The 12,732-nt window shown below is 65.4% G+C and carries 12 protein-coding genes; 5 read left to right on the forward strand and 7 right to left on the reverse strand.

Translation table 11 applies throughout. From position 1 onward, the window contains the following. Window positions 1-69: 69 nt before the first annotated feature. From C8N44_RS09410 to C8N44_RS09435, 6 genes are all read right to left on the reverse strand, one after another. Entirely contained in the window at window positions 70-1,110 is a 1,041-nt protein-coding gene (locus C8N44_RS09410; RefSeq protein WP_107976035.1) for a substrate-binding domain-containing protein, read from the reverse strand. 350 nt (window positions 1,111-1,460) lie between these two features. After that, window positions 1,461-2,498, reverse strand: coding sequence for a sensor histidine kinase (locus C8N44_RS09415; RefSeq protein WP_107975945.1), 1,038 nt, complete (start codon window positions 2,496-2,498; stop codon window positions 1,461-1,463). Beyond that, a complete protein-coding gene (locus C8N44_RS09420; RefSeq protein ID WP_107976036.1) occupies window positions 2,498-3,673 on the reverse strand; it encodes a trans-sulfuration enzyme family protein in 1,176 nt (391 codons plus the stop codon). The genes C8N44_RS09415 and C8N44_RS09420 overlap by 1 nt, the downstream gene beginning before the upstream one ends. 36 nt (window positions 3,674-3,709) lie before the next feature. After that, window positions 3,710-4,231, reverse strand: coding sequence for a gamma carbonic anhydrase family protein (locus tag C8N44_RS09425; protein WP_107975946.1), 522 nt, complete (start codon window positions 4,229-4,231; stop codon window positions 3,710-3,712). Further along, on the reverse strand, window positions 4,228-4,872 hold the full coding sequence (gene gmk / locus C8N44_RS09430; RefSeq protein ID WP_107975947.1) for a guanylate kinase: 645 nt from the start codon (window positions 4,870-4,872) through the stop codon (window positions 4,228-4,230). The genes C8N44_RS09425 and gmk overlap by 4 nt, the downstream gene beginning before the upstream one ends. Window positions 4,873-4,875: 3 nt before the next feature. Further along, window positions 4,876-5,766 carry a YicC/YloC family endoribonuclease gene (locus C8N44_RS09435; protein ID WP_107975948.1) on the reverse strand — a complete coding sequence of 297 codons (891 nt, stop codon included), beginning with the start codon at window positions 5,764-5,766 and terminating at the stop codon, window positions 4,876-4,878. A 274-nt stretch (window positions 5,767-6,040) separates the two neighbouring features. Here C8N44_RS09435 and C8N44_RS09440 point away from each other — a divergent pair, with 274 nt between their 5' ends. Beyond that, a complete protein-coding gene (locus C8N44_RS09440; RefSeq protein ID WP_244641049.1) occupies window positions 6,041-6,727 on the forward strand; it encodes a PAS domain-containing protein in 687 nt (228 codons plus the stop codon). 78 nt (window positions 6,728-6,805) lie between these two features. On the opposite strand, the gene C8N44_RS09445 is transcribed toward C8N44_RS09440, so the two are convergent. Then, window positions 6,806-8,176, reverse strand: coding sequence for a class II 3-deoxy-7-phosphoheptulonate synthase (locus C8N44_RS09445; protein ID WP_107975950.1), 1,371 nt, complete (start codon window positions 8,174-8,176; stop codon window positions 6,806-6,808). A 175-nt stretch (window positions 8,177-8,351) separates the two neighbouring features. Between C8N44_RS09445 and C8N44_RS09450 the strand changes: the two genes are divergently transcribed. The 4 genes from C8N44_RS09450 (at window position 8,352) to C8N44_RS09465 (ending at window position 12,716) form a co-directional block, all read left to right on the forward strand. Further along, window positions 8,352-9,380 (forward strand): GlxA family transcriptional regulator, encoded by a 1,029-nt coding sequence (locus C8N44_RS09450; RefSeq protein ID WP_107975951.1) that lies wholly within the window; start codon window positions 8,352-8,354, stop codon window positions 9,378-9,380. A 280-nt stretch (window positions 9,381-9,660) separates the two neighbouring features. Continuing rightward, window positions 9,661-10,857 (forward strand): ABC transporter substrate-binding protein, encoded by a 1,197-nt coding sequence (locus C8N44_RS09455; RefSeq protein WP_107975952.1) that lies wholly within the window; start codon window positions 9,661-9,663, stop codon window positions 10,855-10,857. Between the two features lie 97 nt (window positions 10,858-10,954). After that, window positions 10,955-11,734 carry an ABC transporter ATP-binding protein gene (locus C8N44_RS09460; protein ID WP_107976037.1) on the forward strand — a complete coding sequence of 260 codons (780 nt, stop codon included), beginning with the start codon at window positions 10,955-10,957 and terminating at the stop codon, window positions 11,732-11,734. Window positions 11,735-11,891: 157 nt separating this feature from the next. Then, the gene (locus C8N44_RS09465; protein ID WP_107975953.1) at window positions 11,892-12,716 is read left to right on the forward strand and encodes an ABC transporter ATP-binding protein; all 825 of its coding nucleotides are present in this window, start codon (window positions 11,892-11,894) and stop codon (window positions 12,714-12,716) included. The last annotated feature ends 16 nt before the right edge of the window (window positions 12,717-12,732 follow it).

Genomic DNA, 12,732 nt, shown 5'->3' on the forward strand with positions numbered 1-12,732 from the left:
CCTGTGTTCGGGAAAGCGGGCGGCGCCAACCTGACGCCACCCGCCGCATTGCGCGTAGGACCCGGGGTCTTACATCTCGCTCATGGTGGTTTCGTTCTCGATCAGCGACTGGGTGTCTGCCAGTTCCGGATCGGGGACGAGGCCGTAGTTGGCAAGCGGGCCGCCGGGACCGGCGATCTCGTCAGCCATGAAGAACTGGGCGTATTCCTTGACGCCGGGGATCACGCCGATGTGGGCCTTCTTGATGTAGAAGAACAGCGGACGCGACACCGGGTATTCGCCCGACGCGATGGTCTCGGTCGAGGGCGCGACGCCGCCCATGGTGGCGACCTTCAGGCTGTCGGTGTTGTTCTCGTAGAACGCCAGGCCGAAGACGCCGACACCGTTCGGGTTCGACTGGATGCGCGCCAGTGTCTCGGTGTAGTCGCCGTCGATGTCGACAGACACGCCGTCGGTGCGGACGGTCATGCAGGCCTCTTCGGCGGCATCTTCGTCCATGCCGGATTCGACGAAGGCTTCCATGGCGCCGGAGTCTTCACAGCCCTGCAGCAGCACGTTCTCTTCGAAGACTTCGCGGGTGCCGTGACGTGTGCCCGGGATGAAGGTCAGGATCTCGGCGTCGGGAAGATCGCCGTTCACGTCAGCCCAGGTGGTGTTGGGGTTTTCCACGATCTCGCCGTCGACGGGCAGCTCGGCCGCGATGGCCTGGAACCAGTCGGAAGGCTCGAACGCGGTGAATTCAGGGCCGTCGATCTGGCTGGCGAAAACGATGCCGTCATAGCCGATGCGGACTTCGATGATCTCGTCCACGCCATTGTTGGCGCAGGTTTCGACTTCGCTGTCGCGAATGGGGCGCGAGGCGTTGGCGATGTCGATGGTGCCTTCGCCGACGCCTTCGCAGAAGCGTGCCAGGCCGGTGGACGAACCGCCCGATTCCACGACCGGGGTCGGGAAGTCGGTGTTCTCGCCGAACAGCTCTGCGACGATCGAGGCATAGGGCAGAACGGTCGAGGAACCGGCGATCTGGACGTTGTCGCGGTCCTGAGCGTAGGCGCCCGATGCGGAAACGGCAGCGATCGCCAGGGCGGAGGCGGTCAGTTTGACGTTCATGGAATGCTCCTGAGTTTCGGAATCGATCATCCCCACGATGATCTCCGCCGGCAGGGCTAGACCCGGCCGGCTATGCTTTTGTGACAGCCATGTAACGGTTATATGACACTCGACCGGTGACGCCGGAATTTTCACGGAATTTATCCCGCAAGGCCCGAATTCCTCTCGCGATCGGGAGAGAGCGGCTAAGCTGTCGTGCCGTATGGGTTATTTTCACCACTCTCCCTGCTCTGGACCGGGCTGACAGATGACGTTGCGGCAGATCATGCATTCGCAGCCCCTCGGGGGATCGTCTCCGGAGGGCGGAATGTAACAGGAAGTTCACGAACGCCGGACCGACCGGAAAGGCCTCAATCGACAGGCAGGATGATCGTGAAGGTCGTACCTTTTCCGCGCTCGCTGTCGACGCGCAGCCGCCCGCGGTGGCGGTTCACGATGTGCTTGACAATGGCGAGGCCAAGACCGGTGCCGCCCATCTCGCGCGACCGGTGATTGTCCACGCGGTAGAAGCGCTCAGTCAGGCGGGGAAGGTGGATCGGATCGATCCCCTGCCCGGTATCGGACACTTCGATCCGCACCCCCTGCCCGCGCAGCCTGGGCTCGTAGGTCGGCCCGGTCAGCGTCACGGTGGCGCTGGCCCCGCGCCCGGCATATTTGATCGCGTTTTCCAGAAGGTTCGTCACCACCTGACGAAGCTGGTCGGCATCGCCCATGATCGCGACACTCTCTGCCGGCAGTTCGGCTTGAAGCGTGACGCCGGCCTCCTGCGCGATGGGCATCAGCCCGTGGATCGTCGAGCGGATCAGCGCGGCCGGATCCAGACGCTCGGTGGGCCGCACCCGTTCTTCCGCCTCCACCCGGCTGAGCGAAAGCAGATCGCCCACCAGCCGGTTCATCCTGTGCGCCTCGGTCTCCATGATACCCAGAAACCGCTCCTGCCCGGCGGGATCGTTTCGCGCAGGGCCGCGCAGCGTCTCGATGAAGCCGATCAACGCGGTCAGCGGCGTGCGCAGCTCGTGGCTCACGTTGGCGACGAAATCGCGCCGCATCTGGCCGACCTGTTCGACGTGGGTCACGTCCTCGAAGGTGAGCATGGCACCTGCGCCACCTTCGAGCCCGACGGGCCGGACGGTCACGTGAAAGGTCGTGTCCTGCCGGCCGTCGTTGGTCAGGTACTCCGTGCGCCGAGAGGCGCCCTCGCGCAGGCAGGCCTCCACCGCGTCCAGAACCATGGGCTGGCGCAGGGCGGTGATGAAATGCCGCCCCTGCACCGCCTCGCCCAGAAGCTTGCGCGCCTCGGCATTCAGCGCCGCGATACGCTCGTCGCGCCGGATCAGCACCGCGGGCAACGGGCTGGCATTGACGAAGTCCTCGGCGCGGCCTTCCATCAGATCTGCCCTGCGGCCTCCAGCCCGGCGTCGAAGGTGGCCATCAGCGCCTCCGGCTCCTCCAGCCCGACTGAGACGCGGAAGAACCCCTCGGAGATGCCGATTGCACTTCGCCCCTCGGGCGTCAGCGCCCTGTGCGACGACGAGGCGGGATGCGACAACGTCGTGCCGACGTCGCCCAGCGTCGGGGCAAAGGCGATGCCGTCCGCGGCATGGGCAAAGGCATTGGCCGCTGCGCGACCGCCCTCGATCTCGAAGCTCAGCATGTTACCGCCCTGCCCCTTCAGCAGTCCCTGCGCGCGTGCCGCATCCGGATGATCGGGTCGGGTCGGATAGAGCACCCGCGTGACGCCCTGTCTGCCCGCAAGATGAGCGCCCAGCCGTTCGGCGGTGGCCTGCGCCCGGTCGAACCGCAGCTGGAAGGTCATCAGTCCGCGCTCGGCCAGCCAGCACTCGTAGGGGCTGGGCGTCATGCCGGTGGTCACCGCAAAGACCCGCATCCGCTGCGTCAGTTCCGGATCCTTCGCACCGACCCAGCCGAGCGTCACGTCCGAGTGCCCCGCCAGCAGCTTGGTGATCGAATGGATCACGATGTCCGCACCGTGCTCGAATGGCTTGATGGCCGCAGGCGTCGTGAAGGTGTTGTCCACCACCAGCAGCACGCCAGCCTCCCGGCAAAGCTCGGCGATTCCATCGATATCGGCGATCCGCAGCGTCGGGTTCGAGACCACCTCGATCACCACCATCTTCGTCTCGGGCCGCAGCGCCGCCCGGACCGAGGCCACATCCGTCGGGTCGGCCAGCGAGGTCGCGATCCCCAGCCGGGGCAGATCCTCGGTCATCATGCGCAGTGACCGGCCGTAAAGCTGGTTGCCACCCACAACGTGATCACCGGCCTTGGTCAGGCCGAGCAGCACCGCACTGACCGCCGCCATGCCCGAGCCCGTGACGACGCCGTCCTCGCACCCCTCGAGAAGGTCGATCCGCTGGCCTAGCACGTCGGCATTGGGGTGCCCTTCACGGGCGTAGGTATAGCCCGAAGACCGCCCCTCGTACTGATCGTCCAGCGAATCCGGCGTATCGCTGGCATAGACCACCGAGGGCATGATCGGCGTCACGACAGAGGTCGAGGCGCTCGCCGGCAGGCCGCCGGGACGCTGGAGGGTGGGTTTCATCGCCATGTCTTCTGGACCTTTCTTTCGTTCCAACCCCTAGAGCGGCGTCAGCCCCTCGGCGTAGCGCCGGGCATTCTGCTGGTAGTGAAGCGCCGAGGCCTCGAGCTTGCGGATCGCTTCGTCATCGAGCTCGCGCACCACCTTGGCCGGCATCCCCACGACAAGGCTGCCGTCGGGAATCTCCTTGCCCTCGGTTACCAGGGCCCCTGCCCCGATCAGGCAGTTCTTGCCGATCTTCGCGCCGTTCAGGATCGTCGCCCCCATGCCGATCAGGGTGTTCTCGCCGATGGTGCAGCCGTGCAGCATGACCTTGTGGCCGATGGTGCAGCCCGCACTGATGGTCAGCGGAAAGCCCATGTCCGTATGACAGACCACGTTCTCCTGAACGTTGGTGCCGGCGCAGACGCGAATTTCCTCGTTGTCGCCGCGCAGCGTGCAGCCGAACCAGACGCTGGCGTTCTCCTCCAGAACCACCTTCCCGATCAGGTTCGCATCGGGCGCCACCCATGCGGTGTCATCCACTTGCGGCGCGATGCCGTCCAGAGCGTAGAGTGTCATTCAAATCCTCCCTCGAATTGCGATTGCAGCATCCGCACGTGATCCGTCAGCCCCGGCTGCTGACTGCGCCGCAACCGCGCCGCCGTTACGATCGATTTCAACCGTTCCTCAGTCTGGTCAAGATCTTCGTTCACGAGCACGTAGTCGTATCCGTCCCAGTGGCTGATCTCGTCCCAGCTTTTCTGCATCCGCTTGGCGATCACCTCGGGCGCGTCCTGTCCCCGCTGGACAAGGCGGCGGTGCAGTTCCGGGATCGAGGGCGGCAGAAGGAAGATCGACAGGGTATGCGCCCCGAGGTCCGAGTTCCGGATCTGCTGGGCCCCCTGCCAGTCGATGTCGAACAGGACGTCCTGCCCCGCGTCGATGGCCTCGCGCACGGGCGCCTTGGGCGAGCCGTAGAAATTACCAAAGACATGCGCGTGTTCGAGCATGCCGCCATCTGCGACCGTGGCCTTGAAATCATGTTCGCTCAGGAACCGGTAGTCGCGTCCGTCGACCTCGCCCGGGCGCGGGTCGCGCGTCGTGGCCGAGACCGAGAAGACGATGCTCGGGTCCCAGGCACGCAGGCGCTTGGCGAGGGTGGATTTGCCGGCGCCGGAGGGCGAGGACAGGATGATCAGCAGGCCGCGACGGGTCGCCATATGTTACTCCACATTCTGGATCTGTTCGCGCATCTGGTCGATGGCGCTCTTGAGCGCGAGACCGGTCTGCGTCAGCGCCGCGTCCCCGGACTTGGAGCAGAGCGTGTTGGCCTCGCGGTTGAATTCCTGCGCAAGGAAGTCGAGCTTGCGCCCGACCGGGCCGTCCTGAGCCAGCAGGTCCCGCGCCGCACCGACATGGGCACGCAGGCGGTCAATTTCCTCGGTGATGTCGGCCTTGACCGCGATCATCGCAAGCTCCTGCGCCAGCCGCGCCTCGTCAGCGCCGCCGAACTCTTCCATCACCCGCGAAAGCTGCGTACGCAACCGCTCGCGGCGTTCCCCTTCCCGCGCATCCACCGCGCGTTCCGCCGCTCCGACCAGGTCTTCGATCTCGCTCAGTTGCCGGACCAGCACATCCTGCAGCATCCCGCCTTCACGCGCGCGCATCTCGACAAAATCGGTCAGCACGGCGTCGAAATCGGACAGCAGAGCGGCCCGTGTCGCATCATGGTCGGTCGCGGGTGTCTCTGTGGTCAGGACCCCGCGCAGGGCCACGATGTCCGCCGCAGTCGAGGGTTTCAGCGTCATCCCGCGGCCCATGGCCTCTGCCTCGATCCGCCCGATCGCGTCGAGCACCGCCCCGAGCTGTGCCGGGTCCAGCCGGGGTGCGGAACTCGACTCGTCGGAGCTCAGCCTGAGAGAGATCTGGATGTTGCCACGGGTCAGCGCGTCGCCGGTACGCTTCCGGACCGCCGGTTCGAGTCCGTCGATCCAGTCCGGCAACCTCAGCCTGAGGTCGAGGCCCTTGCCGTTGACCCCGCGCAGTTCCCAAGTCCAGCTCAGCCCCTGCCCGCCTCCCTGGAGACTGGCGAAGCCCGTCATCGATTGCCGCATTCCTGCGCTCCTTCGCTGAATTGGCCCTAGCCTCCGCGCAGGCGCATGGCAAGACGCGTCGAAAACGTGTAAACTGCGGATTAACCGAGTTTCGACTCTCGCGTCGCGTTAACCTTTTGGCCCGAAATGGGGCGAAATCGTGCCCGGAACCTGCTATCAACGTTTTGGTAACGGAGATTAAGCAGTCTGGTACGGTTGGGGGTTCCGCCCGGACCGCGCGGCGAAAGGAACGAAGATGCTCGGATCTGGTGGAAACGGACGCGATATTGTTTCTATGACGGACAGGGAAAAGGCACGGCGCCTCGCGCCCATCAGGACGGTCGAAGCCTACTGGCGCGGCTTGTGCGGCCCTGACCAGGTGCCGCTGCGTTCCCAGATCGACCCGCGCGGGATGGAAAATGCGCTCGAAAACGCCTTCCTGGCCGAACGCATCGCGCCGTCCCTCGCCAAGCTCAGGGTGGCAGGTTCGCATCTCTCCGACCTCATGGGCATGGAGGTGTCGGGCATGCCGCTCTCGACGCTCATCGCCCCTTCAGACCGGGATCGCCTTGGCCAGGCCATCGCGCGGCTCTTCAACGATCCGGCGATCATCCGCGCCACGCTGCGTGCCGAAGGTGGCTTCGGCAAGCCCGACATGGAAGCCCAGATGATCATCCTGCCGCTGCGCTCCGACATGGGCGACATCACCCGCGCGCTGGGCGCGTTGGTCAGCACCGGCCAGATCGGCCGCACACCGCGCCGTTTCAAGATCACCCAGATCGAGATCGAGCCCGCCCTCGATCCGGCGCTCGCCCCGGCGCCCGTTCCCGTCACGGAAGAACCCGCCGCAGCGCCCCGTGGTCTCTCCGAAGAGCAGGCTGGTTTCACGCACCGTCCGCAGCCCGCCGCGATCGAGCGCCCGCTCTCGGCCACCGCGCGCCGCGCGCCGCACCTGCGTCTCGTGGTCTCCAACGACGACTGAGCCAATCGGGCCAGCCACAACGGAAAACGGCGGCACCCAAGTGCCGCCGTTTCCGTTTCGAGCACTCGTGTTCGGCTGTCAAAGCGCCGCGATCTCGGCCTCGCTGCCACGCAGGCTGGTCAGCTCCTCGGCCACGAGGAACGCCAGCTCCAGCGACTGCGACGCGTTCAGACGCGGGTCGCAGGCGGTGTGGTAACGCGCCGAAAGCGCGTCCTCGGTCACCTCGTGAACGCCGCCGGTGCACTCGGTCACGTCCTGACCGGTCATCTCGAAATGCACGCCGCCGGGGATCGTACCTTCGGACTTGTGGATCGCAAAGAACTCCTGAACCTCGCGCAGCACGTTGTCGAAGGGCCGCGTCTTGTAGCCGCTCGACGACTTGATCGTGTTGCCGTGCATCGGATCCGAAACCCAGAGTACGTTGGCACCCTCTTCCTTCACGGTGCGGATGAGGCGCGGGAGATGCTCGCCCACGTTGCCGGCCCCGAAGCGCGAAATCAGCGTCAGCTTGCCGTGCTCGTTCTCGGGGTTCAGCTTTTTCAGCAGGATACGCAGATCCTCGGGCGTCATGCTCGGGCCGCACTTCAGGCCGACCGGGTTCATCACGCCACGCGCATATTCCACGTGCGCGCCGTCCGGCTGGCGGGTTCGGTCGCCGATCCAGATCATGTGACCGGAACCCGCGAGCCATTTGCCCGAGGTGGAATCGAGCCGCGTCAGCGCCTCTTCGTATTCAAGCAGCAGCGACTCATGGCTGGTGTAGAAGTCCACGGTGCGCAGCGTGTGCGCGGTCGCACTGTCAACGCCTGCGGCCTTCATGAAGTCCAGCGTATCGCTGATCCGGTTGGCCATCTCGCGGTACTTGGCCGCCTTGTTGCCTTCGGTGAAGCCCAGCGTCCAGGCATGGACCTGGTGCACGTCGGCATAACCACCGGTCGAGAACGCGCGCAGCAGGTTCAGCGTGGCCGCAGCCTGCGTGTAGGCCTGCAGCATCCGCCGCGGATCGGGAATGCGCGATTCAGGCGTGAAGGCCAGCTCGTTGATGATGTCACCGCGGTAGCTCGGCAGCTCGACGCCATCGACGGATTCCATCGGTGCCGAACGCGGCTTGGCGAACTGACCTGCCATCCGGCCGACCTTCACCACAGGCACCTTGGCGCCGTAGGTCAGGATCATCGCCATCTGGAGCATGACCTTGAAAGTGTCGCGGATCGCGTCGGCACTGAACTGGTCGAAGGCCTCGGCACAGTCGCCGCCTTGCAAAAGGAAGGCTTCGCCACGCGCGGCGGCACCAAGCTGGCTCTTCAGACGACGGGCTTCGCCCGCAAAGACGAGCGGCGGATACTTGGCAAGCTGGGCCTCAACGGCGTTCAGCTCGGCAGTATCCGTATACTCCGGCATCTGAACCCGCGGCAGGTTGCGCCAGTTCGTCTTGTGCCACTCCGTCATCGTCTCTCTCCGGGTCGTGAATTAAACTCATATTCAACTTGGACCCTCCCTATACCGAAGGCCAGACGCTCTGGCCATGGTTCTTTTCCGTCGCGTCTTGACGCTTTCGGGCAAACCTGCCCTTGTCGGTCCGGGCCGCGCGGAATGACGGCCTCCGTCAAGGAAGGGAAACGCCATGCCCCCCGACAGCCAGCGCCCCGTCGTCGAACTGACCGACGTGCCCCGCAAGCCGCGTCGCTTCGTCTTCGTGCTCCTGCCCGAATTCACCATGCTTTGCTTTGCCGCGGCGGTGGAATCCCTGAGGATCGCCAACCGCGTGGCGGACAAGAAGCTTTACGAATGGACCATCACGGGCGAAAGCGAAGGGGCAGACGACTCCGACGCCTTTGTCACCTGCTCGGCCGGCGTGACCTTCCGGCTCGACGGCCCACTGCCCGAACTCACGCGCGATGATACCATCATGCTCTGCGGCGGGATCGACGTGCAGAAGGCCTCGACCAAGCGGATGCTCAACTGGCTGCGCCGAGAGGCCCGCCGCGGCCTCAAGGTGGGTGGTCTCTGCACCGCAGGCTATACACTCGCAAAGGCGGGGCTGCTCGACGGCAAGCGCGCGACGATCCACTGGGAAAACCAGGACAGCTTCGCCGAGGAATTCGACGAGGTGAACCTGACCAAGTCGGTCTTCGTCATCGACGGGCACCGCATGACGACCGCCGGCGGCACCTCCTCGATCGACCTGATGCTCAAGGTCATCGCCGATGACCACGGCGAGGAACTCGCCAACGCCGTCGCCGACCAGCTCATCTACTCCTCGATCCGCACCGACCAGGACACGCAACGGCTCTCGGTACCCACGCGCATCGGCGTCCGCCATCCCAAGCTGAGCCAGGTCATCCAGATGATGGAGCAGAATATCGAGGAGCCGATCTCGCCCGCGCTCCTCGCCCAGCGGGTGGGCATGTCGACACGCCAGCTCGAACGGCTCTTCCGCCGCTACCTCAACCGCTCGCCCAAGCGCTACTACATGGAGCTGCGTCTCCAGAAGGCGCGCAACCTGCTAATGCAGACGGACATGAGCGTCATCAACGTGGCGCTCAGCTGCGGGTTCGCCTCGCCCTCGCACTTTTCCAAGTGCTACCGCGCCCACTACAACACGACGCCCTACCGCGAACGCGGCACCAGCGCGACACGCCTCTCGGTCTGACCGACGGGGGGAACCTGCCGCGAGGTTAGCCGTGCCCGGAGCCGAAGCCTAGACGCCTCACGTATCACGTTAGATTCGAGCAATATATAATTGCTATTGAACGCAAAAACAGACATCGGACCCCGGCCAGTTTAGCCCTTGCCATGCTGCGCATATCGGCGAGACGGCCCACGACGGTTGCCTGGCGCACCTCGCGTTCGCGTGAACTCTTTTCATTTGGAAGTGCCCCGCATAGGCTTCCGCGCGGACGAAAAGGTCCAACACAGGGAGTTGAACCACAATGAACAAGCTTCTCGCAGCCACCGCGGCCGCGGCGCTCTGCGCCGGTGCAGCGAACGCCGAAAGCCACACCCAGGAGGTCGGGATCGGCGTGATCCTGGGCTTCACCGGTCCGATTGAATCGCTCACCCCGCAAATGGCCGCCAGCGCGGAACTCGCGCTGAGCGAAATCAACGAGAGCGGCAATTTCCTCGACGGCGTCACGCTCGCGCCGGTGCGCGCGGACTCCACCTGCGTCGACAGCGCCGCTGCCACCGCAGCCGGCGAACGCCTCGTCACCACCGACAGCATCGTCGCCATCATGGGCGCGGACTGCTCGGGCGTGACCGGCGCCGTCCTGTCGAACGTGGCCGTGCCGAACGGAATTCCCATGATCTCGCCTTCCGCCACCTCGCCCGCGCTGTCGGACGCCGAGGACAACGGCCTCTTCTTCCGCACCGCTCCGTCGGATGCGCGTCAAGGTGTCGTCCTGGCCGAGATTCTGATGGAGCGCGACATCGGCGAGGTCGCCGTCACCTACTCCAACTCGGACTATGGCAAGGGCCTCAGCGATGCCTTCGCCGCTGCCTACGAGGACATGGGCGGCGAGATCACCATCAACCTGCCCCACGAGGACAACAAGGCGGACTACTCGGCCGAGATTGCCTCGGCGGCCTCCGCAGGCGGCGACGTCCTGGTCGTCCTCGGCTACTCCGACAGCGGCGGCCGCGGCATGATCCAGGCCGCGCTCGACACCGGCGCATTCGACACCTTCATGATGGGCGACGGCATGTACGGCGACGCGCTCATGGATGCGCTTGGCGACTACATGAACGGCTCTTTCGGCGCGGTTCCCTGGTCCGAGGGCGAAGGCGCGGAGATGTTCGCCAAGATCACCGAGGAGGCCGGCATCAACGGGGAAAGCTCCTTCACCCGCGAAAGCTACGACGCGGCGGCGCTCATTGCGCTGGCGATGATGAAGGGCGGCGAAGCCACCTCCGAGGCCGTGGCCGAAAACGTCATGAGCGTCGCCAACGCTCCGGGCGAGCCGATCCTGCCGGGCGAACTGGGAAAGGCGCTCCAGATCCTCACGGATGGCGGCGAGATCGACTACGTCGGCGCTTCTGCGGTAGAACTGATCGGCCCTGGCGAAGCAGCCGGCACGTACCGCCACTACGATATCGAAGACGGCGACTACACCACTGTCGAATTCAAGTGAGCGGCGCTTGACGCCGTTGAGCGGCCCGGGCAAATCCCGGGCCGTTTCGAATTGAAGACGAAGGCGCGGTCAACGCGCCGGTACAGGGATGACTACCGTGATCAGGGTCGAGGACCTTCACCGCCACTTCGGCGGTTTCCACGCCGTCGACGGCGCCACGCTCGAGATCGCCGATGGGTCGATCACCGGGCTTGTTGGCCCGAACGGTGCGGGAAAGACGACGCTTTTCAACGTGGTGGCGGGCGCTCTTCCACCGACGAGCGGCCGTGTCTTCATGGATGGCGAGGACATCACCGGCCTGCCGCCGCACGAACTCTTCCATGAGGGGCTGCTGCGGACCTTCCAGATCGCGCATGAATTCCCCTCGATGACCTGCCGTGAGAACCTGATGATGGTGCCGGGCAGCCAGTCGGGCGAAACCCTCTGGAACGCCTGGATCGGCCGCGGCCGCATCGCTCAGGAAGAGCGGGCGCTTCTGAAGAAAGCCGACGAAGTTCTTGATTTTCTGACCGTTTCGCACCTCAAGGACGAGAAGGCAGGCAACCTGTCCGGTGGACAGAAGAAACTCCTCGAACTCGGCCGAACCATGATGGTCGACGCCAAGGTGGTCTTCCTCGACGAGGTCGGCGCGGGCGTCAACCGAACGCTTCTCAATACCATAGGTGACGCAATTAAACGCCTGAACGAAGAGCGTGGCTACACCTTCTGCATGATCGAGCACGACATGGATTTCATCGGCCGCCTCTGCGACCCGGTCATCGTCATGGCCGAGGGCAAGGTGCTGGCAGAAGGCTCGATCGATCAGATCAAGTCCAACGACGCCGTGATCGAGGCCTACCTGGGCACCGGACTTAAGAACAAGGAGACGGCATCGTGAGCGCCATGACTTGCGCCGCCTGCCGGCGTCGCCCGGGGGCGGGCGCGCCTTCGGCGCCTCCGCGCGGGGGGCTCTGCCCCCCGTCCGCGCTATGCGCGGCCTCCCCCCGAGGTATTTCCGGCGAAAAGAAGCGGGCCGTTCCGGCCGGGAGGCGCGGATGAGTTCCGACCCCTACGGCGACCGCGGCAACCGCGACCGCTCCATCGCCAACCCCGACGGCATGGGCGAAATCGACGGCACCCGCCCCGCCGGCACGGCACGTCCAGGCGCAGGCGGCGCCTTTCTCGAAGGGCACGCGATGACCGGCGGCTACGGGCGCGGCGCCGACATCCTGCACGACTGCACAATCGCCGTGGAGCGCGGCGAGATCGCCGTCATCGTCGGCCCCAACGGCGCGGGCAAGTCCACCGCCATGAAGGCGGTCTTCGGCATGCTGGACATCCGGCAGGGCGCCGTGCTGCTCGATGGCGAGGACATCACCGCGCTCAGCCCGCAGGCGCGCGTGCGCAAGGGCATGGGCTTCGTGCCCCAGACCAACAACATCTTCACCTCCATGACGGTGGAGGAGAACCTCGAGATGGGCGCCTTCATCCGGCGCGACGATTTCCGCCAGACCATGGAGCAGGTCTACGACCTGTTCCCGATTCTGAAGGAAAAGCGCCGCCAGCCCGCGGGCGAGCTTTCCGGCGGCCAGCGACAGCAGGTGGCCGTGGGCCGTGCGCTCATGACCAAGCCCAAGGTCCTGATGCTGGACGAGCCCACCGCCGGGGTCAGCCCCATCGTCATGGACGAACTTTTCGACCGCATCATCGAGGTCGCCCGCACCGGCATTCCGATCCTCATGGTCGAACAGAACGCCCGCCAGGCGCTCGAGATCGCGGACCGCGGCTACGTGCTGGTGCAGGGCCGCAATGCCTATACCGACACGGGGGCGGCGCTGCTCGCCAATCCCGAGGTCCGGCGCAGTTTCCTGGGGGGATGAGCGCGGCGGCCCGGCC

Origin of the sequence: Allosediminivita pacifica (genome assembly GCF_003054175.1) — a bacterium.
In the GTDB taxonomy this organism is placed as follows: Bacteria; Pseudomonadota; Alphaproteobacteria; order Rhodobacterales; family Rhodobacteraceae; genus Allosediminivita; species Allosediminivita pacifica.

What these genes read in the sequence shown, in the direction of transcription:
- C8N44_RS09410 (WP_107976035.1), bottom strand. Translation starts at nt 1,110, where the DNA reads ATGAACGTCAAACTGACCGCCTCCGCCCTGGCGATCGCTGCCGTTTCC.
- C8N44_RS09415 (WP_107975945.1), bottom strand. Translation starts at nt 2,498, where the DNA reads ATGGAAGGCCGCGCCGAGGACTTCGTCAATGCCAGCCCGTTGCCCGCG.
- C8N44_RS09420 (WP_107976036.1), bottom strand. Translation starts at nt 3,673, where the DNA reads ATGAAACCCACCCTCCAGCGTCCCGGCGGCCTGCCGGCGAGCGCCTCG.
- C8N44_RS09425 (WP_107975946.1), bottom strand. Translation starts at nt 4,231, where the DNA reads ATGACACTCTACGCTCTGGACGGCATCGCGCCGCAAGTGGATGACACC.
- gmk (WP_107975947.1), bottom strand. Translation starts at nt 4,872, where the DNA reads ATGGCGACCCGTCGCGGCCTGCTGATCATCCTGTCCTCGCCCTCCGGC.
- C8N44_RS09435 (WP_107975948.1), bottom strand. Translation starts at nt 5,766, where the DNA reads ATGCGGCAATCGATGACGGGCTTCGCCAGTCTCCAGGGAGGCGGGCAG.
- C8N44_RS09440 (WP_244641049.1), top strand. Translation starts at nt 6,041, where the DNA reads ATGACGGACAGGGAAAAGGCACGGCGCCTCGCGCCCATCAGGACGGTC.
- C8N44_RS09445 (WP_107975950.1), bottom strand. Translation starts at nt 8,176, where the DNA reads ATGACGGAGTGGCACAAGACGAACTGGCGCAACCTGCCGCGGGTTCAG.
- C8N44_RS09450 (WP_107975951.1), top strand. Translation starts at nt 8,352, where the DNA reads ATGCCCCCCGACAGCCAGCGCCCCGTCGTCGAACTGACCGACGTGCCC.
- C8N44_RS09455 (WP_107975952.1), top strand. Translation starts at nt 9,661, where the DNA reads ATGAACAAGCTTCTCGCAGCCACCGCGGCCGCGGCGCTCTGCGCCGGT.
- C8N44_RS09465 (WP_107975953.1), top strand. Translation starts at nt 11,892, where the DNA reads ATGAGTTCCGACCCCTACGGCGACCGCGGCAACCGCGACCGCTCCATC.